A 20,668-nucleotide genomic window follows, 5' to 3' on the forward strand; every position below is an offset into this window, starting at 1 on the left:
TCAGGCGACAGTATTGCCGTGGGCGCCGGTCACATCGAGCGCGGCGGCCTGGTCGTCGGTCAGGTAGCCGAACCACTTGCCGGCGGTGGCCATGTCCTTGTCGCCTCGGCCGGAGATGTTCACGATCATCACGGCCTTGTCATAGCCCTTGGCCTTCAGATCGGCGGCGGCTTTGTACGCGCCGGCCACGGCGTGCGAGCTTTCGATGGCGGGGATGATGCCCTCGGTCTGGCTCAGGTCACGGAAGGCGTTCATGGCCTCCTCGTCGGTGGCCCAGCTGTAGTTCACGCGGCCGATGTCCTTGAGCCATGCGTGCTCGGGGCCCACGGAAGCGTAGTCGAGGCCTGCGGAGATCGAGTAGGTGTCGAGCGTCTGGCCTTCGTCGGTTTCCAGCAGGTAGCTCTTGGCACCCTGGAACATGCCGAGCTGGCCGGTGCCGGGGGCGAAGCGGATGGCGTGCTTGCCGGATTCGGGGCCGTTGCCGCCGGCTTCGTAGCCGTAGAGGTTCACGCGCTCGTCGTCCAGGAAGGCGTTCATCACGCCGATGGCGTTGGAGCCGCCGCCCACGCAGGCGCAGATCGCGTCCGGATGGTCGATGCCGTACCAGTCCTGGAGCTGCTGCTTGGCCTCCTCGCCGATGATCTTCTGGAAGTCGCGCACCATGGCCGGGAACGGGTGCGGGCCCGCGACGGTGCCGAGCAAGTAGTGCGTGTCCTTGACGTTGGTGACCCAGTCGCGCAGGGCTTCGTTGATGGCGTCCTTCAGGATCTTGTCGCCAAGGGTCACCTCGACCACTTCGGCGCCGAGCATACGCATGCGGGCCACGTTGAGGGCCTGACGGCGGGCGTCGATCTGGCCCATGTAGATGCGGCACTTGAGGCCGAGCATGGCGCACACGGTGGCGGTGGCCACGCCGTGCTGGCCGGCGCCGGTCTCGGCGATCACGCGGGTCTTGCCCATGCGCTTGACGAGCAGGGCCTGGCCGAGCGCGTTGTTGATCTTGTGCGCGCCGGTGTGGTTCAAGTCCTCACGCTTGAGGAAGATACGGGCGTCGAGACCGGTCTTCTCTTTGACAAGTGCGGAGAAGCGCGGGGCTTCGGTCAGCGGGCTCGGGCGGCCCACGTAACGCTGCTGGAGCGTCATGAATTCCTTGTGGAATTCGGGGTCGGCCTTGGCTTGCGTGTACACGCGCTCAAGCTCGTCGAGGGCGGTGATGAGGGCCTCGGGCACATAGCGGCCACCGAACTGGCCCCAATACGGTCCCTGATGTTCGCTGAGCGGGGTCGTTTCGGATGCTTTCACTTGTGCTCCTGCCTTTACTAGTCGTTCCACTGCAAGTTCATGATTGTCGGCGGTGGCCACGCCCTCGCCGACCAGTACCGCGTCCGCTCCCGCGCGGGCGTAGTCTTCGACCTCGACCGCGCCGAATACGCCGGATTCCGCTACCTTGATGACGTCATCGGGCAGATCGGCCGCGAGTTCGTTGTATTTGTTCACGTCCACCTTGAGGTTCTTCAGGTTGCGCGCGTTGATGCCGATCACCTTGGCACCGGCCTTGCGGGCGCGTTCGATCTCTTCGCGGGTGTGCGTCTCCACCAGCACAGTCATGCCGAGCTCGTGCGCCAGATCGAGCAGGTGCTTGAGCTGGGCGTCGTCCAATGCGGCGACGATGAGCAGCACTAGGTCGGCGCCGTGGGCGCGGGCCTCGAAGATCTGGTAGTCGGTGACGATGAAGTCCTTGCGCAGCACTGGAATGTGCACGGCGGCGCGGACCTTGTCGAAATCGTCAAGGCTGCCGAGGAATTTGCGGCCTTCGGTGAGCACGGAGATGGCGCTTGCGCCGCCCTTCTCGTACTCGCGGGCCAGCGCGGCCGGGTCCGGGATGTCGGACAGGTGGCCCTTGGACGGAGACGCGCGCTTGATCTCGGCGATCACGGGGATGCCGTCGGCGCGCTTAAGCCATCGTGTCGCGTCAATCGGAGCCGGGGCCGCCAGCGTGGCCTTCTTCACATCCTCAAGCGATACGGTGAGCTCACGGGTGCGCTGATCCTCCAGCGCTCCCGCCACCAGTTCGTCCAAAACCGACATGGTCCTCCCTTTGTTGGTGTTCGGTCATGCGCCACTCTAGGTCACGTCCTGTCCCGATTGCCGAACCCGTCCTACATTTTGGGCTTTCGCAGGCGATTCCGGCTTAGGCAGAACATTGGCATAAACTGGCACGCATGTGCAGACGTTTCGCGCTCGACTTGGAATGGGACGCCGTGGCTGGACCGCACAATCGACGGCGCATCCTTGCTCGCCGGCGTGCGGAACTCAGGCACTGCGTTATCCCGCCGCTTGCAATTTCACGAGGTCGCCCCGCTGCAGGGCGACGGCAAACGCCTGATTCAGCCGTTGGATTCGACCGAGCCCATGCGCCTGTTTTGACGGAACATCTTTGACGAGAGATCGTCACTGAATCAATGCTTGCTATATATGTATCACAGTGTCATAACTATGAAATTATATTGTGGAATTGTGGTACATGAAGTTCGCATGACAACGATGTCACCGTTGGTAGGCGGACCAGTAGGTGCCGTTGCTGCCGGTGGTGGTGCTGAACTGCCGATGTGGTTCAGTCCACCAGACCGCGCAGCAGCGCGATTTCGTCGCGGTGCGTGGTCGGCGTCTGCTCCTTGGTTTCGAGAATCATCGGGAGCTTGGCCATGGTCGGATCGTTGACCAGTCGCGTGAAGAACGGGATGCCGAGCTGACCCTGCCCGATGTTGGCGTGACGATCCTTATGCGAGCCGAGGCCAAACTGCGAATCGTTCACGTGAATCGCCTTGACCTCGGCCAAGCCGATCGCCTCATCCAACTGGCGCATCACACCGTCGTAGTCGTGCACCAAATCGTAGCCGGCATCCAACACATGGCAGGTGTCGAACGTGACGCCGACGTTCGCCTTGTTCTCCACGCCGTTCATGATCGTGGCGAGCTCCTCGAAGTTGCGCCCGCATTCCGTGCCTTTGCCGGCCATGGTCTCCAGAAGCACCATGACGCCGGTCGTACGCTCGAACACCTGATTCAGTCCCTCGCTGATCAGCCGGCAGCCGGTCTCGGTGCCTTGGCCCACATGCGCGCCGGGATGAATATTGATATACACCTCCTGGCCGGCCTCGCGGATGGCGGTCAGCAGCTCGATGTCCTCGGCCAACGCCTCGATCGCGAATGTGCGCTTGGCCTCATCCTTGCCGGCTAGATTGTAGACGTACGGCGCATGGACGACCAACGGCCCATAGCCCTCAGCCTTCAGACGCGCACCGAACGCCGCCGCGCCGGCCGGGTCGAGCGCCTTCGAACGCTTGCCGTACGGGGAACGCGGGAAGAACGCGAACGCGGTACCGCCCTCCTCATGGGAACGTTCCAGCAGCGCATTCCATCCGCCGGCCGTCGACAGATGCGATCCGATATACAGTTCCATCATTCCAAACTCCTCGTGTTCCACTCGCTGTTCGTGTTACCGCTATCATATGGTAGGCGGCATCGAGCGCCGCCCGCACAACCGACACGAGACACAACTGTTCACCCGACCAAAGGAGACCCGAGCATGGCGGCAGCCGGCACACCCAAGGACGATACCGGCCTTGAACGGAAGATGGAGTCGCGTCACCTGACGATGATCTCCCTGGGCGGCGTGATCGGCACCGGCCTGTTCGTCAGCTCCGGCTACGCGATTCATCAGGCGGGACCGTTGGGCGCGATCCTCGCTTACGCGGCCGGCTCCCTGCTCGTCTACTGCGTGATGGTGTCGTTGGGCGAGCTGTCCGTGGCCATGCCGTACGCCGGCAGCTTCCACATGTATGCGAAGCGGTTCATCGGCCCCGGCACCGCGTTCACCATTGCTGTCCTGTATTGGCTGAACTGGGCGGTGGCGCTCGCCTCGGAGTTCACGGCGGCAGGGCTGCTGATGCAACGATGGTTTCCTCATTCGCCGTCCTGGGTGTGGTCGGCCGTGTTCATTGTGGTGGTGTTCGCGCTCAACATCATGTCCGTGCGGCTGTACGGCGAGGCGGAATTCTGGTTCGCGTCAATCAAGGTGTTCGCCATCATCGCGTTCATTGTGATCGGCCTGCTGGCGATCTTCGGCGCCATACCGATTGCCGGTCATGATTCCGCGCCGTTGCTGGGCAACTTCGTGGCCGACGGCTGGTTCCCAAGCGGTATCGCGCCGATTTTCTCGACTCTGCTGACCGTGGTGTTCGCGTTCTCCGGCACCGAAGTGGTGGGCGTGGCGGCCGGCGAAACCAAGGATCCCTCGCGTGCGATTCCCAAGGCCGTGCACACCACGGTGCTGCGCCTGGTAATTTTCTTCATCGGCTCGATTCTGGTGATGGCGGCCTTGATTCCCTGGCATCAGGCCGGCGTGGATACGAGCCCGTTCGTGCTGGTGTTCCAGTCAATCGGTATGCCGTTCGCCGGCGACGTCATGAACTTCGTGGTGTTGACGGCCGTGCTTTCCGCCGCGAACTCCGGCCTGTACGTGTGTTCGCGCATGGTGTGGTCGCTGGCCAAGGAGCGGCTGATTCCCGAACGTTTTGCTAGGACGAATTTCCGTGGTGTGCCGGTGTGGGCCGTGCTGTTCAGCATGGCGGGCTCACTGCTGGCGTTGCTGTCTTCCGTGATCGCCGCCTCGACCGTGTATCTGGTGTTGGTCGCCGTGTCAGGTTTGGCGACGCTGGTGGTGTGGTTCTCCGTATGCGTGTGCCATATCCGTTTCCGGCGCGAATGGGCGCGGGATGGGCACAGCGCCGATGAGCTCGGCTATCGTGCGCCCGGTTTCCCGGTGCTGCCGTGGCTGGCCATCGTGATGTGCATCGGCGCGCTGGTGCTCGTGGTGCTCGATGATACGCAGCGTTCGACCCTGTATTGCATGATCCCGTTCGTCGCCTGCTGCTACGCGGCTTATTACGCACTCGAACGGCAGCGCAAACGCGAAAAGAATACCTAACTCGGTTTCAAGGGGCTGATTCGGCGTTCGCCGGAGGTCTACTTGCGTTTCAAGGGGCTGATGCCCAAGTAGGCAAGGCTCCGAAATGGCGTCATGTCGTTGCCACAAAGCCGTTTATACTTGCGGTTCGGCGTTTGAGCAGCCCCTCGAAAGCCAAGTAGATGTCCCCACCGGACGAAATCAGCCCCTCGAAGCCGAGAAACCATTGATGGCCGATTATGTTGTGCCCAGTGACGCGCCTGGTTCTATGCTCGAACTGGTACAATAATTGGAGTTTGTTTTTTGCAAAGGGGCATTGTTATGTACAAGGTGTTGGTGTCGTTCGCAGACAGCTAATGCGCGTTGACTCGTCGTGCTAAGCCGTGGTCGCCGTTTGGGCCCACGGCACTTCTGTTGTGCCATTTCCCACGCACTTGGTCGAAGGCTGGCGATGGGCCCTGACCAAAAGGAATTTCCTCTCCGCGATCATACTCGGTGCAATTGTGAACATCGCCTGCGTAGCCAGTATCACCGGCGCGCAGATCATGTTGGCCTCCCGTGGCACCAGCGCGGTCATGATCGGACTGCTCGGCACGGCAATGGGCGTGAGCACGTTGGTCGGCTCGCTGCTAGCCAACAAGCTGGTCGACATCATTCCCACAGGGAAACTGATTGCGGGCGCACTTGCGTTATTCGCGGTCAGCCAGATGCCACTGCTATTCCTGCACAGCTACGCGGCCATTCTGATCTGCCAGATTCTGGCCGGCCTGCCGTTCCCCGCGTTGAACGCTGGTCTGCTGGGCTTTCTCTACGGCAAGACACCCGACAACATGCAGGGGCGGGCTTCTGCCGTATTTGAAACCACGGTCGGCATACTGGGCGCAGCATGCCCGGCGATGGTCGGCTGGCTGTTGCAACAGCCAGATCTCGGTTTCACGGCGGTGATGGCCGTAGCCGTGGTCTGTTCCGTAGCGGGATTGGCCGTATCGTTGGCCGGCCCGCTGCGCAGCATTCCGAATCCCGACCAGTGGTCGGAGGTTTTCCTGTAACGCCAAGCAGCGGAGCGCCGGTTTATATCAGGTCGTACGGCATCTGACGCTTGACCAGCCAGAAGATGCCGAGGCCGATGAACACCAGCAGATTGAATCCGCCACTATGCCACCACACCACGGCGATCAGCGTCGCCATGCGCGCCACATAGAACGCCACGCGAAGCCACCCTTCGCGCGGCCGGGTCTCTATCGTCATGTGCGTGAAGCTGCCGCCGAACGTGCAGCCGCCGCGCAACCATGGCACCACGCCCTCGAAGAGGATGAGCGCCGCTAGGAAGAGGATCGAACCGGTCCAGTCAAACGGTTCCATCGACTGCCATGAGCCGTTGGAGCCCGAGGGCAGGTTCGATTGGACGATCATGACGAACAGATGCGTCGGCATCACGGCGAACCCGATCAGCGTCATGTCGATGATGAACGTGATCAGCCGCCTCATGAAGCCGGGTGTGGTGGTCGGCGTCGTATCGGCGACCCGCGCCGGAATCAGGCGCAGCGAGAACATGGCCAGCGCGAACCCGATCAGCGCGCCGGTCGTGTTCCACAGGAGATCGTCCACGTCGAACAGACGGTAGGCGCACGGGAACACGCCCATGAGGCCGGTCAGCTGCATCGTCTCCAGAAACAGCGACGTGGCGAATGACAGTACTGCGGTAACCGGCAGCGGCCAACGCCAGATACGGCCCATGATGAAGCCCAACGGCAGGAAGAACACGATATTAAACGCGATTTGCAGTACGGCGGTGAGACCATCGGTACGGATGTCACCGATGAACTGCAATGGATTGAGCTGTGGCGTCAGATGGTGCGCGGCGCAATAGGCTGCCGCATCGGCCGGCATCGGATACAGTGTGAAGCACAGCAGGCCGAGCAGGTACAGCACCGTGCCATACGCCACTATGGCCGACGACAGTCGGATGCGATTGTCGCGATGATACAGCAACGCCAGCACCGGCACCGTCAGCAGCATGGACACAAACGGCCACAATGCCAGCGCGAACGCAAACGGTTCGGAAAAGTTCTTGAGAAATCCCATCTTCAATGCTCCCTGCTTCGGTCCGCTCCATTCGGTTTCGGACCATATCTCTCGACTTCTGATTCCAAGGTACGGAACATGACGGCACGCGGGTATCGGCCACGAGAGCGAAATCATTGGGATGAAAGGCGATTCGTATCATTCGCATGGATGAGGGAGGTACACCAGTTGTGACTGACAATTGCGGCCTGCGAACCGGCAGGATGAATGGGACTGACCCAACTGGCCCGTCTCATCTTGTAGGGTGTTTCGTGCTCTTGTAGGCAGATGATTCCAATGGCGATGATCGGAATACCGCCATTGCAATGACCTCTCGCCAAGGCCAGCTACCTACAAGATGCTGAATCTGCCTACAAGATGAATTCGCCGGTGAACCATGCCGGCATCACCGTCGATGCCGTGGATTGTTTCGCTGAGCAATGCATCCTGACAATCGTCGAATGGCTGCGTGGGTAAATACTTCTTCCTTATGATGCACATATGATGTACGACTTGCCGTTGCATGAATACGCGTATGCTTCGCTGCCGATTATGCCGTGGCCATCGCCTCGCATAAAGCCGACAACGCCCGTATTGCATCGCTAAAAGAATAGTCACGCGGCATAGCCGTACCGCTTTCTATAAGCGTCCCACGGGTCTGATTTCACTCTCATTCATGCTGGCATCACCGCTTCGAGGTAAGGACGCATCACGTTCACGAGCCGAAATTCGCGAGCGTAGTTCATGAGTTTGACCAAGTCAGTGTGCGCGGATCTCATGTAATTCTGGAAGGCGGATTGCAAATCTTGCGGATCCACTGTGCTGCGGGAGCGGAACAAATCGCAAATGGTTCGTTCCAAATCATAAACGCGAACCGTATGCCCGAACATGGTGATAGCCGACGCCAGGCCAATTGCAAAGCGATTGTCGGCCACCTTTCTCACTGTTACGTCTTCATTCTTGAGACGAGCCGTACCTGATGATTGCGGTAAGGTAATCGTCGGTGTCAGGGGGGCTCGCTCCCCCTCTCCAAGCAAGAACAACGCAGTTTCATGCGAAAAAAATGGCTTTCGGATATCGATACTGCAATTCGAACAGCGGATCGGACTCCGCATTCGGTGAAACATATAAGCCCTTTGCCGCTTTCTCAAGCTTGGCTTCACGCACGAATCGCGAAATCTCCGTGCGGGAAACTCCTCGACGCTCCATTTCCGATACCGGAAGATATCCCATATGCTCCTTCAATACGCTTTCCGCTTCTGTCGCTCTAGTGGACATGGGCACTCCTTCAGATGTTGCGGAGCTCGGAGAGTTGCCTGAAGAAAAGTTTTGCTATCGCCTAACCTAATGCGTTATTCGACTCCAACCGTTGCTCGACTTCGAAATGCTCGAATACTATGAGCGAGTTGTCGTTCAACGGAAAGTTTGGGTTGGCGAATTCATCGCGGTATTCCGCCGAATTCCAGAAAGATTCGTGTGCGCTCCGCCATTGGGCCGCCGTGACGTCGCCTTCACCCTCATCGATGGCGTACCGGTCAGTGACTTTTCCGAGCGGAATCACGTCAACCGCAGTGGTGACGAGTACGGCTACGGGTCGTTCATCGGAATCCACCAACACCGAATGCGCGCCAACGCACGGCAGCGGTTCGACCTCTTCCTCATATTCAATCATCAGCGCAGCGGTGGCGGTTTTTACGCCGTCCAGAATGAGCTTCACCAAGCGATCGCGTTCAGGCCCAGGAAACATAAACTCCGCTTTGGGCAAATCACTGGTTTCAAATGCCGTATTGACGCTCATGCAATGCTCCAGATCGTCTTTATGTTCAATTGTGCTGTGCTTTTCTTACTCCCATCATAATAGCCCGAATTCCATGAGTTTCCGGCGCTGATCCAGTGGCCTCCATTACGGTCAATACAACCTGATGCCAAGCAATCACATGACAACAGTGAGCAACGCGCGGCGACTATCCGCGAATTTCAGGAGAACATGAGCCGGCTGGGTCTGACCGCCGAACGGCGGCAGGGATTTTGGCGTCAGCGGCAGCAGAGTGGAGCAAATCATCACCCTCAAGTCGGGCGTGCTGGAGTATCCGTGGATTATCCGAGCCTATCTGCTGAGCAGAGCTGAGACACAGGGCGTGGAACTCACGCCGTTCATGGCGTTACGCGGAAATCCGCACGATTATTGGTTCCTCGACGGCGACTTTATCGACCGAGGCGAAATCGATTAAAACCGATTGATAATCGGCCATTTACACGCAAGAGGCGCCGTCAATCGCCTCGCGCATAGAGGCCATCGCTCTCCGTGCAGGTGGCGATGCGTGTGTAGTATTCCGTCTTGTCCTCATGGTCGATACGTGCGCCGCAATGCTGCTGCACCGCAAGACTTGCCGGATTGGTTTTGTGGACACTCAGGTAAGCCTCCTTGATGCCGAGCTCGCGGGCCTTGGCAAGCGTGAGCTTGAGCCCGGCGGTCGCGTAGCCGTGACCGCGGTATTCGCGGGCGACACCGTAGCCGATGTGGCCCGGACCGTTGCGCAGGAAGTCGGTGAGCCGGTGACGCAGGTTGAAGATGCCCACATAGTCGCCCTCATCGTTGACGAGAATGTATTTGGTGGCTGGCACCCAGCCGTCCGGCAGGCCGACGCCAAGCGACTCATCACGCAACCCTCGCACATATGCGGCGAACCGTTCACGATTCATGCCGGCCGCTGGGTTCTCGAATCCCGTCTCCTCCGCCGGGAATTTCGCGAACAAGTCAAACGCGCGTTCCTGGTCCGCCAGCCATGTCTCGATCAGCCGCATTGGTCACACTCCTCCTGTTGACACAGCAGACCACACTACTACTGTGCTCGGCCAACGGCCGCAAGCCTTATCTAGGGTGTGTTTACAGATAGGCAGCAAGTGTCTGTCAATGCGTTTATCGCAGGATATACCAGGTTACTTTCCCCGATACACGGCAGCGACGCCGAAGACAAATTGTATGATGAACAATCCCAGCAGGAAGATCAGAGCTCCTGGCCGGTACATGCGGTAGAAGTCGACCATATCCGGCTGCGCCAAAGGCGCTGCCATGATATACACCAGCGCAGCGAACACGGCGCCGAGCGCGGAAACAACCAAGAACGCGCCTACGGCAAAACGCAGCAGGCCACGATCCGAGGTCCTCCGGCGCAGACCACGGCATCCCCACGAAGACGAATACCGAGATCAGCAGGTAGAACAGCAGCCCGTACGTGGGCAGCATGTCGATAATCAGCAGATCGTTCATGGCATATCCTTTCGTGGCGCAATCCCATTCAACCTGCGCATGGCCAAAAGCGCAACATCGTGTCAAGTAATCGCATGATAGCAGGTTTTGTCCGGCTGCGACCGTGGCCACGATGAGCGGCATGGGACATGATGACATGACCGGGGCTGCGGCGCGGTCGATCCGTATCGCCCGTATTGGACAATGATCCGTTCGCCCTGGATGCGATGTGCGCGATGATCTCGGCCGTATCCAAGGACTTCCATGTCATGTGGGGCACGGGTTCGCCCGCGGTGGCGATCGAGCACTGCCATAACCCGCATACCAGGCCGGACGTGCCGGTGTCGGATCCTAAGGAATCTGTTGGTGTCGCTGCAGCTCATTGCCATTCCCACTGAAGAGATGATTGGCGAAAACGATACTCACTACCTATTCATTAGGCTTCAGCTCGTGTTCGAGCACAAGTTTCATCTTGCTGTTATCCATCAACCATGCGTGTAGGTCTCGGTCCAGGATCATCGCCAGAGCGAAGCACGCCTGCGTCGCATTCTCCAATGCAATCCGTCGATTCTCACCCGGCAGAGGTATGCCGTTGACAAGCGGCTCATGGTGAGCGACCCGATTACGCAGGGCATGCACTGTTTTTACGATATCCAGCGCGTACTTTCTCGTCCAGCGTTCTTCCACTGCACGGGCATACTGGCGCCCATTGGAGAATGTCTTATCGAGTCCTTTGCGCCATAAATCGTTCTCATAATCTGCACGGCGCTGGTCTGGCCACTTCGTGTGGATTGTTCCGCCGTCTTCCAAGAGATTGCGCCAAAATCCGAATGTCAATGACGCTATGAGATGGCCATGCGTATGATTTTTTCGCTGGTGCGGGGTGAGATGGTTCCACGCTTCACGAATCTGGTACTGGGTTCGGTCATCGAATTGTAGCCCTGCCATATACCAGTCTTCAGTGCCATTCTGCTCCAGAGCGAGGAGGGAGAGTTGCCGGTCCATGCGGTTGCGCAGAGCGACCTCGAGGATGGCGATGTCGCCCATACAGGCGCTGGCCATGTCGTGATCCCACAGGTACAGCTCTAGCGCTGGGCATGAACGTCTTTGAGCCTCATAATTGTAGGTGGCAAGCCGTTCATCGGTAATGCACGCGCGCAGCGCCTTCTCCCGCGGACTTCCTTTCCTTGGAGTCCGTGAGAGGAAATCAGTTGTTGAATTTGACTGTCGGCTCATGGCTCATTATGATATATCAAGAATTCCCCCAAAGGGCCTCTCCGGACGGTCTTCGACTCAGCCGTGATGCACTGGGGGTTTCTTTTTTATCTGGATAATCGGGGCTTGGTTGGTCTGGGCTCTTCTTCAGGACAATCGCATATGTTTCGGGAGTGCTCAGCTTTCAGACGAGGCATTCGAAGAAATGCCATTCCGAGGAATCGGCATCATGGATGATGATCAGCGTGCCGCCCTCGTTGGTTATCTCCTTATGAGGCCGGTCGTAGAGCGCATCGAGCTGTGTTCCCAGGTTCAATCGCAGGGTCGCATCCGCTTCCTTGATTATGCGGATGTTCTCCTGGGGCAGTTGGCCACTGGAGTAATCCCTGCCGTCCAGAATGGTGCCGTCGACTTGTTCTGGGTCAGCGGCGACCTTCACGTACCGGTATCCGTCCCCATGAAAGCTTTCCTCGTCCTTGCTGACGATTGCCCGCGCATCCTCGGAAAATGAGATCGAGAACGTCTGCGACAGATTCGAAACCGGACTATAGCCCTAGTATCGAGTCCATCCGAACCATACTCCCGCCACTACCAACGCCGCGATGCCCAAAGCGATGATCGTTCCGGCCCGGCCACCGGCGGAAGGTTCACCTTTCCATACGCGGTTTCCCATCGTCGGCCTCCTAGCCTTAGCCGTAGGGTCTGCTAGATCAAAGTGTGTATTACTGATTAGCGTGAGGTCGCCGCCACTACGTGAGCGGTCGAAAACCTCATGCCACCCGGCAAATCCGAGAAGCGGTCGGAGAACTATTCGAAGCCGTCAGCTAATCCAGTGTTGAACGTACGCGACGACACCCAGAAACGCTCCTATACCCGCTCCGAGGAAGACGAATCCCCATCCCAACCAGTCAGCAAATCGATTGACCGGGGATTTCGCAAAGCCCTCCATCACCGAATTCGTTCCAGTCGAGCCCTTCCCTGATTCATGGTTGTCCTCCTCGGCATCCCTACATAAAACCCGTTAGTCCAATTCAACTATATCTGTTTTTCGCCAGCTACAGGAGAGAATCGACTATAACTGATTTCCATGCGCTTCTTCAGAGAAGACAAGTCTGTTGGACACTTTGATGGACTAAAGGCCAGAACACAATGGCGCTAGATGGGACAAAAGGTACATTGGTCCTATGGCTAAGCGCAAACATATCGGCACCGTAATTCTCACGATACTGGTCGCGGCTCTGCTGGCGTCGGGCGTTTCCGGCTGGCTGTTCTGGCAGTCGGTACAACGGGTGATCGGCGAGGCGCAGCAGGCGGGCGAATATGCGGCTGAAGCACAGCAATCCGTCGGGCAGGGCGACTTCAAGCAAGCGCTTGAGCAGATGGGCAGCGCTGGCAGTCACATCGTCACGGCGCGTGATGAAACCCAAGGCATGCCATGGCAGGCCGCCGAATACGTGCCATATTACGGTTCGGACGTGAAGGCGGTGCGCGGCATGCTGGGCGCGGCCGCCGACGCCGCGACCAACGCCCTGCCCAAAATCGACAGTGCCGCGCAGGGCACGTTGGTGGACTTCAATATCGAAGAGCTGCTGTCCGGCATGAACTTCTCCGACGGCACGCTTTCCATTCCCAAAATCGCTTCCATCAAGCAGGACCTGTCCGACGCCGGTGCGGTCTTGAAGCGCGTCAAGACGTCGATTCATGCGCTGCCGCAACCCCGCACGGAACAGATCACCGAAATGGTCAACCAGGGCAAGCAGGTAGTGGACCAAATCGATGAGACTTTCGACACCTTGAACACCATCGTCGAAAAGATTCCGGGCTGACGTTGGTTCGTTCTTGTCGTATATTGGCGTAACCTCCGCATAAGGCTAGTCCATACAAATTTATGTTTAAATTTGGGATAGGAGGTGCCAATATGCCGACACGCACACCAATCCCGGTCAGTCGGGCGATGCGTCAGATATCCGCCAACCTCGATTTGGCGCGCAGACAACAGCGCATTCCCGTAGCCTTGCTGGCCGAGCGGGCTGGATTATCCATGCCAACGGTCACCAAAATGCTGCGTACGGGTAATGGCAGCTTTGAGAACTTCCTCCGCATTGCTCGTCTGCTTGGACTGCTGGACGGCGTACAGCAAGCGACGGACCCTCTTAACACAGATATCGGCAAATTACGCGCCGACGAAGACACTCCAAAACGTATTCGATAGTACAGCAGGAGGCGCAACACATCATGGAAGCAATCGTCACCCTGCAGTTCAACGGCACAGACGTCACCGTCGGGAAATTATTCACCAGTATCAGGCGCGGCATCGAATCGGCACATTTCACATACGATACGGCCTATATGCGCTCTTCAAACGCAGTATCCCTCTGTCCAGAGATGCCCCTCTCCCCCCGGAACGTTCCCGGCCGAGCATAATGCGATGCATCGCATCTTTCAAGACTGCATGCCGGATCGTTGGGGCAGGAACCTCATGCTTCGTGCAGAACATCAAGATGCTCGTTCGGAGCATCGCACAGCACGCACACTATTTGAGGGAGATCTCTTGCTATCCGTCAACGATGAGACCCGACAAGGCGCATTGCGCTTCTGGAACAACGACGGTGACGCGCTAGCTCCCAGTGAGACCGGCGGTCCAAGAGAAGTGACCATTCAGTCCCGCATCCATAGCAATGATGAGCAGCTGCTTTGAATCCGGCATTGCGCGGCTTCGCGAAGCAAACGCACAATGACTTCACATTCCCGCCTTGCACCAGCTGGCTGCAATCTGCGTATGGTCATGTATCTGTAGGCCGGCACGAATGCGGCTGATGGGTGCGGCGAATCGTGACATTGCTTATTACCCATTCGCCCCTTCAGTCGTACCATTCGGGTCGTCGCAGTTCCAGGAATGGCCGCTGTTTGCGCGCTGCTGCGGTCTGTGTGAGATCGATGTCGGCGATAATCAACTGTTCTTGGTCGTCGGCCTTGCTGACGACGTTGCCGTACGGGTCCACCACCACCGATTGGCCGGCGAACGTCACATCGCCTTCCTTGCCGACCCGGTTGCACATGACGATGGCCACCTGGTTCTGCATGGCCTGGACACGGATTTTCCACAGGAACGGCTTCGACGGTTCGGCGTCAGTGTTCGGAACCGATGCTCGCCGTCGGCACGATGACCAGGCGGCGCCGCGCAACGCGCATGTGCGGATGCCTTCACGGGGTTCACTCAAATAGCGTCATCCAGTCGGGATCGCGGTGGGCCGCAAAACACATGGCGATTTGTTCCGCGGTGTTTCTTGTTTCCGAAAGCCGCGGCAACCGGTCTTCCTCGAAGTAGCGGATTTCCGTCGTTTCGATGTTGGCCGAGAACCAACCGCCGGCGCGGCTGCACAATACGAAGAACTTGAGCACCCCGTACGGATAGGTCAGCGCGTTGTGATTGGCGCAGTCCTGCACCGCGATGAGTCGCTCGCCCCTCACATCGAGCCCAGTCTCCTCCTTGACCTCCTTGACGGCGTTGGACCGAATGGACTGGTTCTCGTCGACCCAGCCTCCGGGCAGTGACCATTCCCCGCTGTTCTCATGCGTCATGAGGATCCTGCCTTCTTCATCGAAGATGGCCGCACGAGTGTCGAGTTTCGGCGTCGGATATCCGGCGCTGAGCAGTCGACTCACCTGTCCGGCCGGCGCATCAACCTGCGTGGAGAGCATGTCGACCGCCATCGCGCGGATACGCTCGTAGCGCTCCCGGTCGAAGGGGTCCTTGCAGTACATCAGTCCGGTCTGGGCCAGCGCCTGCAATTCTCGGGCCTGTTCCAGTAATGTGCGGTTCGTGGCCATCATCGTTCATCCTGTCATCGTAAGGTCTTGGATCCGTTTGCGCTCAGGCATCGCAGCGTAGTGCAAGCAGTATAGCACTTCGAACCGTTCCGGGGACGAGGGTCTCAGTGCATCCCCCGTAACCTCTCCCATGTGCCATCAACGCTTGGCGAGCTGCACGTTCTTGCGCTGTCTGCGATTGCGGCTGGCGACCGACTTTTCACGCTCGCGGCGCACGTGGGCCTCCTCACGCGCGGCCGCCGCGCGCTCTTCTTCCAAAGACGGCAATCCGGAGGCGGCGCGGTGCCGGTTCTCCCGCTCATGGTCGCGTTCGGCCTTGCGCTCCCCGCCTCGGATCCGGGCGCCGGAAACCATCGCAGTTGGCAGAGCGTCTGGCCGAAGTTCCACAGGTTATTGGTCAGCCAGTACAGCAGCACGCCGAACGGCAAGGTGCCGCCCGACACCACGTAGATGGCCGGGAACACAAACGCGGTCAGCTTCTGCGTGCGGAACTGCGGTGAATCCATGGCGTCCTTCGGCGTATTGCGATGGATGAGCAGCCACTGCATCGCGAACAACATCAGACACATCAACGCCACGGCCACGCCGATGACGACGTGCGACTGCGGCGAGACGACCGTGCCGAACGAGTCGGCGATGCGCACGCCGAATATGGACGATGATTCGATGTCGCCCGCCATGACGCGGTCGATGCCGCTCAACGGTTCCGCATTCCCGGCGGCGCTTGCGGGCAGGGATTGCAGCGTGTAGAACAGCGAGCACAGAATCGGCGCCTGAATCAGCGAAGCAGGTATGAACCGAGCGGATTGGCGTTATGCCGCTGCTGCAAAGCCATAATTTCACGTTGCATGGCTTCTTTGGAACGCGGATCCTTACGCGCGGCGTACTTGCGTTGGATACGTTGGATTTGCGGTTGGAGCACCTGCATACGCTGCGTCGCGCGCATTTGGGAGAAGAAGAGAGGCAATAGACAGATACGGATGATGAGCACGAGGCACATAATCGCGATGCCTAAGCTGTGCGGCACCGACTCCTTCTACGGCGGCGGCATGGTCACCGGCCAGCCCATCGGCACCATGATCGGCTCTCGCATGATCAACAATGCGCAAGCCGGCTTCATCATCGGCGCCGTGATCATGGGCTTCCGGATTCGTGGCGCTTGACATCTGACCTCGCGAGGAATCCTCAAAGGACATGGAACGCACCAAGATGACGCTCAAGGATCTCGCTGTCTCCTTCCACTTCCCGAAGTTCTCCACCTCGCGTGACTTCTACAAGGCGTTCGGCTGCCGAGTGTGCATGTTGCTCAGCTACCAGATGATCTCCGTGTACCAACTCTACATCGTCGAGGATTACGTGCACCAGACCAAGACCGAGGCTGCCGGCACCATCGCCACCATGTCCATCATCACCATGGTCGTTTCCCTGACCGCTTCGCTGATCTCCGGCCCGATCTCCGACAAGATGCACACGCACAAGGTACCAGTCATCATCGCCTCGCTGCTGTTCGCGATTGGCACCGCGATGCCGTGGATCATGCCGAGCGTCACGGGCATGTACCTGTATGCGGGCATCGCCGGCTTCGGCTACGGCGTGTACTCAGCCATCGACCAAGCGCTCAACGTCGACGTGCTGCCGAACAAGGAAGAGGCCGGTAAGGGCCTCGGCATCCTCAACCTGGCCACCACGCTCGGCCAAGCAGTCGGTCCCACCATCACCTCCGTGGTCAAGACCACGACCGGCACCTACACGCCGGCGTTCGCCATCTCCATCGTCATGGCCGTGTGCGCTGCCGTGTTCGTGCTGCGTATCCAGAAGGTGAAGTAGCCGCTGCGAGTGCCTATCTCCGTTTCAAGGGGCTGATTTTGACTTTGCGGAACATCTACTTCCGTTTCAAGGGGCTGATGCCAAAGTAGCCACTGGTTAAAAACGGCGGAATAGCGATAGAACAATGCCATTTCTATCTGCGTTCCGCCAGTTGACCAGCCCCTTGAAACGGAAGTAGACCTCCGGCAAACGCCAAATCAGCCCCTTGAAGCTGATTTTGACTCAGCATCATGCAGCGCAGCTATATCCTCGGTGCGGGTATACTATTCCGGGCCGTCACGACGACGCCTATGGAACGCACGCATGGCAAAGAGAGAAACATGAGTCAGCCCGACACCGACACGGCGGCACAGTCGCCGTCCTCGCAACAGGAACCGCAGATTCAGACGGATGGCCGTCGAAGCCATTCGGAACAGATGAATCAACCAGCGCAAACCAGCCAGTCCGAGTCGTCACATGATGGCAAAGACGAGCACGCCCTACATACCAACCTGAAGCGCGGCATGGAATCCCGCCACCTGCAGATGATCTCATTAGGCGGCGTAATCGGCACCGGCCTGTTCCTGAGCTCCGGATACACCATCCAGCAGGCGGGCCCCATCGGCACGATCCTGGCATACAGCATCGGCGCGCTCATCGTCTATCTGGTCATGCTCACACTCGGCGAACTGTCCGTGGCCATGCCGGTGACCGGCTCCTTCCACGTGTATGCCGAAAAGTTCATCGGCCCCGGCACCGGCTTCGTGATCGCGATCCAGTATTGGCTCACCTGGACGGTGGCGCTCGGCTCCGAATTCACCGCCGCCGGTCTGCTCATGCAACGTTGGTTCCCGAACATTCCCACATGGGTGTGGAGCGCGGCGTGCATCATTCTCATCTTCACTTTGAACGCCTTGTCGGTGCGGTTCTTCGCCGAAGCGGAATTCTGGTTCGCCTCAATCAAGGTGTTCGCCATCTGCGCGTTCATCATCATCGGCCTGCTCGCCATCTTCGGCGTTATTCCAATCGCCGGCTACCAGCATGCTCCGATGTTCGGCAACCTCGTCAAGGACGGCATCTTCCCCAACGGCTTCATGCCGGTGTTCGCCACGATCCTGACCGTCAACTTCGCGTTCTCCGGCACCGAGCTCATCGGCGTGACCGCCGGCGAGACGCGCGACCCGGAAACCGCCGTGCCGAAGGCCATCCACACCACGCTGTGGCGCCTGGTGCTGTTCTTCATCGGCTCGATCACCGTGATGTGCGCGCTGATCCCGTGGCGCCAGGCCGGCGTGGGCGAAAGCCCGTTCGTGCTCGTCTTCAACAGCATCGGCATCCCCTATGCGGGCGACATCATGAATTTCGTGGTGCTGACGGCCGTGCTTTCCGCCTCGAATTCCGGCCTGTACGCCTCCACGCGCATGGTGTGGTCGATGGGCAACGAAGGCATGATTCCGCGCTGGTTCGCCAAAACGAACCGTCGCGGCGTGCCGATGCTCGCCTTGTGCGCCGCGATGGCCGGTGGCCTGCTGGCGCTCCTGTCTTCCGTGATCGCCGCCTCGACTGTGTACCTGGTGCTGGTGGCGCTTTCCGGCCTGTCCGCCGTGGTGGTGTGGATCGCCATCGCCTACTGCCAGATCGTGTTCCGTCGCCGTTGGCTGGAGTCCGGCCATTCCACCAGCGAACTCAAATACCGCACGCCCGGCTATCCGTACGTGTCTTGGGCGGCGTTCATCCTGTGCACCGCATCGTTCGTATTGGTGATTTTCGACGTGGAGCAACGGTTCGCGCTCGTGGCCGAGCTCGTGTTCATCGTGGCCTGCTATGGGGCGTATTTCCTGCAACAGTGGGTACGCAAGCGCAAAAAGGCGACCGAGGCCGACGACCTCGATACGCTTTGGGTCGCGCGCGACTGAACACATGACCATAGTGTGATACACGTCACTTCCTGAAGTACGTAGTCGTTATGGAATCACCCGCACGTTTCCCGTATCGGAGCTGTACGATAGCTGTGAGACAGGGGGGTCGTCAGATTTCGGGGGGAGGGTTCCGGTAACGGTCCGGCTGCAGGATGCACCGGACCGTGCGGCACGTATCAACTCGTGGATTCACGCCAAACTCAGTTCAGTATGCCGATTCTCGTAAATGGCCAGAAGCGGAACAACGCCACACCTTGGATATCGTCGTATGGCACTAGCCCATTGTTGCCGTCGTCAAGATGGTATCGAGAATCTCTGGAATTGGAGCGATTATCACCAAGCACGAACACGTTGCCGTCAGTAACGGTTACGGAAAAAGGGCTGTCGCTTGGATTCACGCCGGACTTAAGATAAGCGCTTTCATCAATGGGTTTGCCGTTGACCGTGATGGGCTCCCCGGATCCCTTGCAGGCGACGGTATCGCCGGGCAGACCGATGACACGTTTGATTAGGTAACGATTGCTGTCGATTATCGACATCAGATTGGTGGGAAGCTGCTCCCCCTCCATCCAGTCTGCGGGATCTTTGAACACGATGATGTCGCCACGGTGCAGTGTAAAGAGTCTCGGAGTCAATCGCGAGGCAAATACGCGGTCGCCGATTTGCAACGTGTCTTCCATGCTGCGGGATGGAATCACATATACGTTGAACACGAAGGTACGTCCCAGCAACACGACCAGCATCACCGCGATCACTGTCAGCAGATAGCCGCGAATTTCGCTCCAAACGGAGGGCTTTCGCGCATATCTCCTCGACTGGCCACGCGCTTTTTTGCTATGACGCCCCACCATCACATCCTTTCCGACCGATAACGCAACACCATAGTCCTCAAACCATGCCGTTACCTACGCATGTTTGAGCTCAGCTGTCACACCAGCGGTTCGCGCACGTCCAGTTCACAGGCGATGCCGGTTTCCTTGCGGGCCCATTCGGCCGCCTGCAGTGCGGCGATGTTCCATAATGCGCACGGCACTCCGCCAAGGTCCGGATGCGATGCCCAGAATGTGAGGTCATCAGCGTATGCGGTGATGACCGATTCTTCCGTGACTGGCATAATCGTGTGGTACAGGCGGTCCGCAAGCGTGGCCACGAATTCGTTGGCCGCGGCGAACGTGTCGATGAGATGCTGTTCGGCGGTCACCGGCGGGCCGACCAGCTCCCAGGATTCGACATCCGTGGCGCTCCAATGCGCGGCTTCGCCGTCCACTTCACGCTGCAAAGAGACGAACAGCCTGGCGAACTCATCCGAAGTCAGTCCCGTAACCCGGCGTCGGGTTGACAATTCAATCGGAGTCATCAGATACCGTTCCTTTCGCTTCGTTCATTCCGTTGTTTCGCTGCTTGGATTTGCTGCCAGCCGGCACAAAGCCCATCTCGCACACCTCACGATAGCCCAAACTACCGGCATGGCCATGATTGCCAGCCCTACGACCAGTAGCCATGAGGAGCCGGCGTAATGGCCTCATCGAGCATTGTCGGATGATTCGCGTGGCCCACAATCGAGACAGTATCGGTTTCCGTTCGGTTCGTGCGGCCAGACTATCGCCCGTTCTT

At 58.8% G+C, this 20,668-nt stretch carries 23 protein-coding genes and 1 pseudogene; 8 read left to right on the top strand and 16 right to left on the bottom strand.

From position 1 onward, the window contains the following. On the bottom strand, positions 1 to 2,088 hold the full coding sequence (locus AB5287_RS05460) for a bifunctional indole-3-glycerol phosphate synthase/tryptophan synthase subunit beta (RefSeq protein ID WP_077389563.1): 2,088 nt from the start codon (positions 2,086 to 2,088) through the stop codon (positions 1 to 3). 526 nt (positions 2,089 to 2,614) lie between these two features. After that, positions 2,615 to 3,466 (bottom strand): deoxyribonuclease IV, encoded by an 852-nt coding sequence (locus tag AB5287_RS05465; RefSeq protein WP_012471866.1) that lies wholly within the window; start codon positions 3,464 to 3,466, stop codon positions 2,615 to 2,617. 123 nt (positions 3,467 to 3,589) lie between these two features. On the opposite strand from AB5287_RS05465, the gene AB5287_RS05470 reads away from it, so the two are divergent. Both AB5287_RS05470 and AB5287_RS05475 read left to right on the top strand, forming a co-directional pair. Continuing rightward, the gene (locus AB5287_RS05470; protein ID WP_347010141.1) at positions 3,590 to 4,990 is read left to right on the top strand and encodes an amino acid permease; all 1,401 of its coding nucleotides are present in this window, start codon (positions 3,590 to 3,592) and stop codon (positions 4,988 to 4,990) included. 413 nt (positions 4,991 to 5,403) lie between these two features. Further along, on the top strand, positions 5,404 to 6,018 hold the full coding sequence (locus tag AB5287_RS05475) for an MFS transporter (RefSeq protein ID WP_347011054.1): 615 nt from the start codon (positions 5,404 to 5,406) through the stop codon (positions 6,016 to 6,018). A 22-nt stretch (positions 6,019 to 6,040) separates the two neighbouring features. Here AB5287_RS05475 and AB5287_RS05480 read toward each other — a convergent pair whose 3' ends face one another. From AB5287_RS05480 to AB5287_RS05495, 4 genes are all read right to left on the bottom strand, one after another. Beyond that, the gene (locus AB5287_RS05480; protein WP_165506296.1) at positions 6,041 to 7,054 is read right to left on the bottom strand and encodes a VanZ family protein; all 1,014 of its coding nucleotides are present in this window, start codon (positions 7,052 to 7,054) and stop codon (positions 6,041 to 6,043) included. 653 nt (positions 7,055 to 7,707) lie between these two features. Further along, positions 7,708 to 7,923 (bottom strand): hypothetical protein, encoded by a 216-nt coding sequence (locus AB5287_RS05485; protein ID WP_025301226.1) that lies wholly within the window; start codon positions 7,921 to 7,923, stop codon positions 7,708 to 7,710. A gap of 160 nt (positions 7,924 to 8,083) precedes the next feature. After that, the gene (locus AB5287_RS05490) at positions 8,084 to 8,311 is read right to left on the bottom strand and encodes a type IV toxin-antitoxin system AbiEi family antitoxin domain-containing protein (protein ID WP_232780647.1); all 228 of its coding nucleotides are present in this window, start codon (positions 8,309 to 8,311) and stop codon (positions 8,084 to 8,086) included. A gap of 61 nt (positions 8,312 to 8,372) precedes the next feature. Next, positions 8,373 to 8,831 (bottom strand): ASCH domain-containing protein, encoded by a 459-nt coding sequence (locus AB5287_RS05495; RefSeq protein WP_007054250.1) that lies wholly within the window; start codon positions 8,829 to 8,831, stop codon positions 8,373 to 8,375. A 250-nt stretch (positions 8,832 to 9,081) separates the two neighbouring features. Here AB5287_RS05495 and AB5287_RS05500 point away from each other — a divergent pair, with 250 nt between their 5' ends. Further along, positions 9,082 to 9,264, top strand: a complete 183-nt coding sequence (locus tag AB5287_RS05500) for a DUF2316 family protein (protein WP_007054247.1) — start codon at positions 9,082 to 9,084, stop codon at positions 9,262 to 9,264. A 40-nt stretch (positions 9,265 to 9,304) separates the two neighbouring features. Here the strand turns inward: AB5287_RS05500 and AB5287_RS05505 are convergent, their stop codons facing one another. The 4 genes and pseudogenes from AB5287_RS05505 to AB5287_RS05520 all read right to left on the bottom strand — a co-directional run bounded on the left by AB5287_RS05505 (position 9,305) and on the right by AB5287_RS05520 (position 11,937). Further along, positions 9,305 to 9,838: a GNAT family N-acetyltransferase gene (locus tag AB5287_RS05505; protein ID WP_003829402.1), complete on the bottom strand. Its 534-nt coding sequence runs from the start codon at positions 9,836 to 9,838 to the stop codon at positions 9,305 to 9,307. Positions 9,839 to 9,973: 135 nt separating this feature from the next. After that, a pseudogene (locus AB5287_RS05510) lies at positions 9,974 to 10,304 on the bottom strand (hypothetical protein). A 408-nt stretch (positions 10,305 to 10,712) separates the two neighbouring features. Continuing rightward, positions 10,713 to 11,330: a DNA-binding protein gene (locus AB5287_RS05515; RefSeq protein ID WP_007055782.1), complete on the bottom strand. Its 618-nt coding sequence runs from the start codon at positions 11,328 to 11,330 to the stop codon at positions 10,713 to 10,715. 352 nt (positions 11,331 to 11,682) lie between these two features. Then, complete coding sequence (locus AB5287_RS05520) at positions 11,683 to 11,937, bottom strand: hypothetical protein (protein ID WP_003829406.1); 255 nt, start codon at positions 11,935 to 11,937, stop codon at positions 11,683 to 11,685. Between the two features lie 745 nt (positions 11,938 to 12,682). Between AB5287_RS05520 and AB5287_RS05525 the strand changes: the two genes are divergently transcribed. Continuing rightward, positions 12,683 to 13,324: a moaA protein gene (locus tag AB5287_RS05525; RefSeq protein ID WP_368220849.1), complete on the top strand. Its 642-nt coding sequence runs from the start codon at positions 12,683 to 12,685 to the stop codon at positions 13,322 to 13,324. Between the two features lie 92 nt (positions 13,325 to 13,416). Beyond that, positions 13,417 to 13,710 carry a hypothetical protein gene (locus AB5287_RS05530; protein WP_012471870.1) on the top strand — a complete coding sequence of 98 codons (294 nt, stop codon included), beginning with the start codon at positions 13,417 to 13,419 and terminating at the stop codon, positions 13,708 to 13,710. 649 nt (positions 13,711 to 14,359) lie between these two features. On the opposite strand, the gene AB5287_RS05535 is transcribed toward AB5287_RS05530, so the two are convergent. From AB5287_RS05535 to AB5287_RS05550, 4 genes are all read right to left on the bottom strand, one after another. Next, complete coding sequence (locus AB5287_RS05535) at positions 14,360 to 14,719, bottom strand: carbon-nitrogen hydrolase family protein (protein ID WP_016507617.1); 360 nt, start codon at positions 14,717 to 14,719, stop codon at positions 14,360 to 14,362. Continuing rightward, positions 14,712 to 15,332 (bottom strand): NUDIX hydrolase N-terminal domain-containing protein, encoded by a 621-nt coding sequence (locus AB5287_RS05540; RefSeq protein ID WP_007054239.1) that lies wholly within the window; start codon positions 15,330 to 15,332, stop codon positions 14,712 to 14,714. The genes AB5287_RS05535 and AB5287_RS05540 overlap by 8 nt, the downstream gene beginning before the upstream one ends. Positions 15,333 to 15,433: 101 nt before the next feature. Then, complete coding sequence (locus AB5287_RS05545; RefSeq protein WP_227249025.1) at positions 15,434 to 16,123, bottom strand: YidC/Oxa1 family membrane protein insertase; 690 nt, start codon at positions 16,121 to 16,123, stop codon at positions 15,434 to 15,436. Then, positions 16,108 to 16,329, bottom strand: coding sequence for a YidC/Oxa1 family membrane protein insertase (locus AB5287_RS05550; RefSeq protein ID WP_007054237.1), 222 nt, complete (start codon positions 16,327 to 16,329; stop codon positions 16,108 to 16,110). The genes AB5287_RS05545 and AB5287_RS05550 overlap by 16 nt, the downstream gene beginning before the upstream one ends. Before the next feature lie 7 nt (positions 16,330 to 16,336). On the opposite strand from AB5287_RS05550, the gene AB5287_RS05555 reads away from it, so the two are divergent. The 3 genes from AB5287_RS05555 (at position 16,337) to AB5287_RS05565 (ending at position 19,051) form a co-directional block, all read left to right on the top strand. Next, positions 16,337 to 16,492, top strand: a complete 156-nt coding sequence (locus tag AB5287_RS05555; protein WP_007056283.1) for a hypothetical protein — start codon at positions 16,337 to 16,339, stop codon at positions 16,490 to 16,492. A gap of 31 nt (positions 16,493 to 16,523) precedes the next feature. Next, on the top strand, positions 16,524 to 17,156 hold the full coding sequence (locus AB5287_RS05560; RefSeq protein ID WP_007054235.1) for an MFS transporter: 633 nt from the start codon (positions 16,524 to 16,526) through the stop codon (positions 17,154 to 17,156). Between the two features lie 320 nt (positions 17,157 to 17,476). Continuing rightward, positions 17,477 to 19,051, top strand: coding sequence for an amino acid permease (locus AB5287_RS05565; protein ID WP_368220853.1), 1,575 nt, complete (start codon positions 17,477 to 17,479; stop codon positions 19,049 to 19,051). A 203-nt stretch (positions 19,052 to 19,254) separates the two neighbouring features. Here AB5287_RS05565 and lepB read toward each other — a convergent pair whose 3' ends face one another. Both lepB and AB5287_RS05575 read right to left on the bottom strand, forming a co-directional pair. Further along, the gene (gene lepB, locus AB5287_RS05570; protein ID WP_007054233.1) at positions 19,255 to 19,905 is read right to left on the bottom strand and encodes a signal peptidase I; all 651 of its coding nucleotides are present in this window, start codon (positions 19,903 to 19,905) and stop codon (positions 19,255 to 19,257) included. A gap of 77 nt (positions 19,906 to 19,982) precedes the next feature. Further along, positions 19,983 to 20,411: a hypothetical protein gene (locus AB5287_RS05575; RefSeq protein WP_007052245.1), complete on the bottom strand. Its 429-nt coding sequence runs from the start codon at positions 20,409 to 20,411 to the stop codon at positions 19,983 to 19,985. Between the last annotated feature and the right edge of the window lie 257 nt (positions 20,412 to 20,668).

It is taken from the genome of Bifidobacterium sp. RTP21102st3_E2_RTP21102_210122, from assembly GCF_040916945.1.
Taxonomy (GTDB): Bacteria; Actinomycetota; Actinomycetes; order Actinomycetales; family Bifidobacteriaceae; genus Bifidobacterium; species Bifidobacterium longum.

What these genes read in the sequence shown, in the direction of transcription:
- AB5287_RS05460 (WP_077389563.1), bottom strand. Translation starts at nt 2,088, where the DNA reads ATGTCGGTTTTGGACGAACTGGTGGCGGGAGCGCTGGAGGATCAGCGC.
- AB5287_RS05465 (WP_012471866.1), bottom strand. Translation starts at nt 3,466, where the DNA reads ATGATGGAACTGTATATCGGATCGCATCTGTCGACGGCCGGCGGATGG.
- AB5287_RS05470 (WP_347010141.1), top strand. Translation starts at nt 3,590, where the DNA reads ATGGCGGCAGCCGGCACACCCAAGGACGATACCGGCCTTGAACGGAAG.
- AB5287_RS05480 (WP_165506296.1), bottom strand. Translation starts at nt 7,054, where the DNA reads ATGGGATTTCTCAAGAACTTTTCCGAACCGTTTGCGTTCGCGCTGGCA.
- AB5287_RS05485 (WP_025301226.1), bottom strand. Translation starts at nt 7,923, where the DNA reads ATGTTCGGGCATACGGTTCGCGTTTATGATTTGGAACGAACCATTTGC.
- AB5287_RS05490 (WP_232780647.1), bottom strand. Translation starts at nt 8,311, where the DNA reads ATGTCCACTAGAGCGACAGAAGCGGAAAGCGTATTGAAGGAGCATATG.
- AB5287_RS05495 (WP_007054250.1), bottom strand. Translation starts at nt 8,831, where the DNA reads ATGAGCGTCAATACGGCATTTGAAACCAGTGATTTGCCCAAAGCGGAG.
- AB5287_RS05505 (WP_003829402.1), bottom strand. Translation starts at nt 9,838, where the DNA reads ATGCGGCTGATCGAGACATGGCTGGCGGACCAGGAACGCGCGTTTGAC.
- AB5287_RS05515 (WP_007055782.1), bottom strand. Translation starts at nt 11,330, where the DNA reads ATGGGCGACATCGCCATCCTCGAGGTCGCTCTGCGCAACCGCATGGAC.
- AB5287_RS05525 (WP_368220849.1), top strand. Translation starts at nt 12,683, where the DNA reads ATGGCTAAGCGCAAACATATCGGCACCGTAATTCTCACGATACTGGTC.
- AB5287_RS05530 (WP_012471870.1), top strand. Translation starts at nt 13,417, where the DNA reads ATGCCGACACGCACACCAATCCCGGTCAGTCGGGCGATGCGTCAGATA.
- AB5287_RS05540 (WP_007054239.1), bottom strand. Translation starts at nt 15,332, where the DNA reads ATGATGGCCACGAACCGCACATTACTGGAACAGGCCCGAGAATTGCAG.
- AB5287_RS05550 (WP_007054237.1), bottom strand. Translation starts at nt 16,329, where the DNA reads ATGTGCCTCGTGCTCATCATCCGTATCTGTCTATTGCCTCTCTTCTTC.
- AB5287_RS05555 (WP_007056283.1), top strand. Translation starts at nt 16,337, where the DNA reads ATGCCTAAGCTGTGCGGCACCGACTCCTTCTACGGCGGCGGCATGGTC.
- AB5287_RS05560 (WP_007054235.1), top strand. Translation starts at nt 16,524, where the DNA reads ATGGAACGCACCAAGATGACGCTCAAGGATCTCGCTGTCTCCTTCCAC.
- AB5287_RS05565 (WP_368220853.1), top strand. Translation starts at nt 17,477, where the DNA reads ATGAGTCAGCCCGACACCGACACGGCGGCACAGTCGCCGTCCTCGCAA.
- lepB (WP_007054233.1), bottom strand. Translation starts at nt 19,905, where the DNA reads ATGGTGGGGCGTCATAGCAAAAAAGCGCGTGGCCAGTCGAGGAGATAT.
- AB5287_RS05575 (WP_007052245.1), bottom strand. Translation starts at nt 20,411, where the DNA reads ATGACTCCGATTGAATTGTCAACCCGACGCCGGGTTACGGGACTGACT.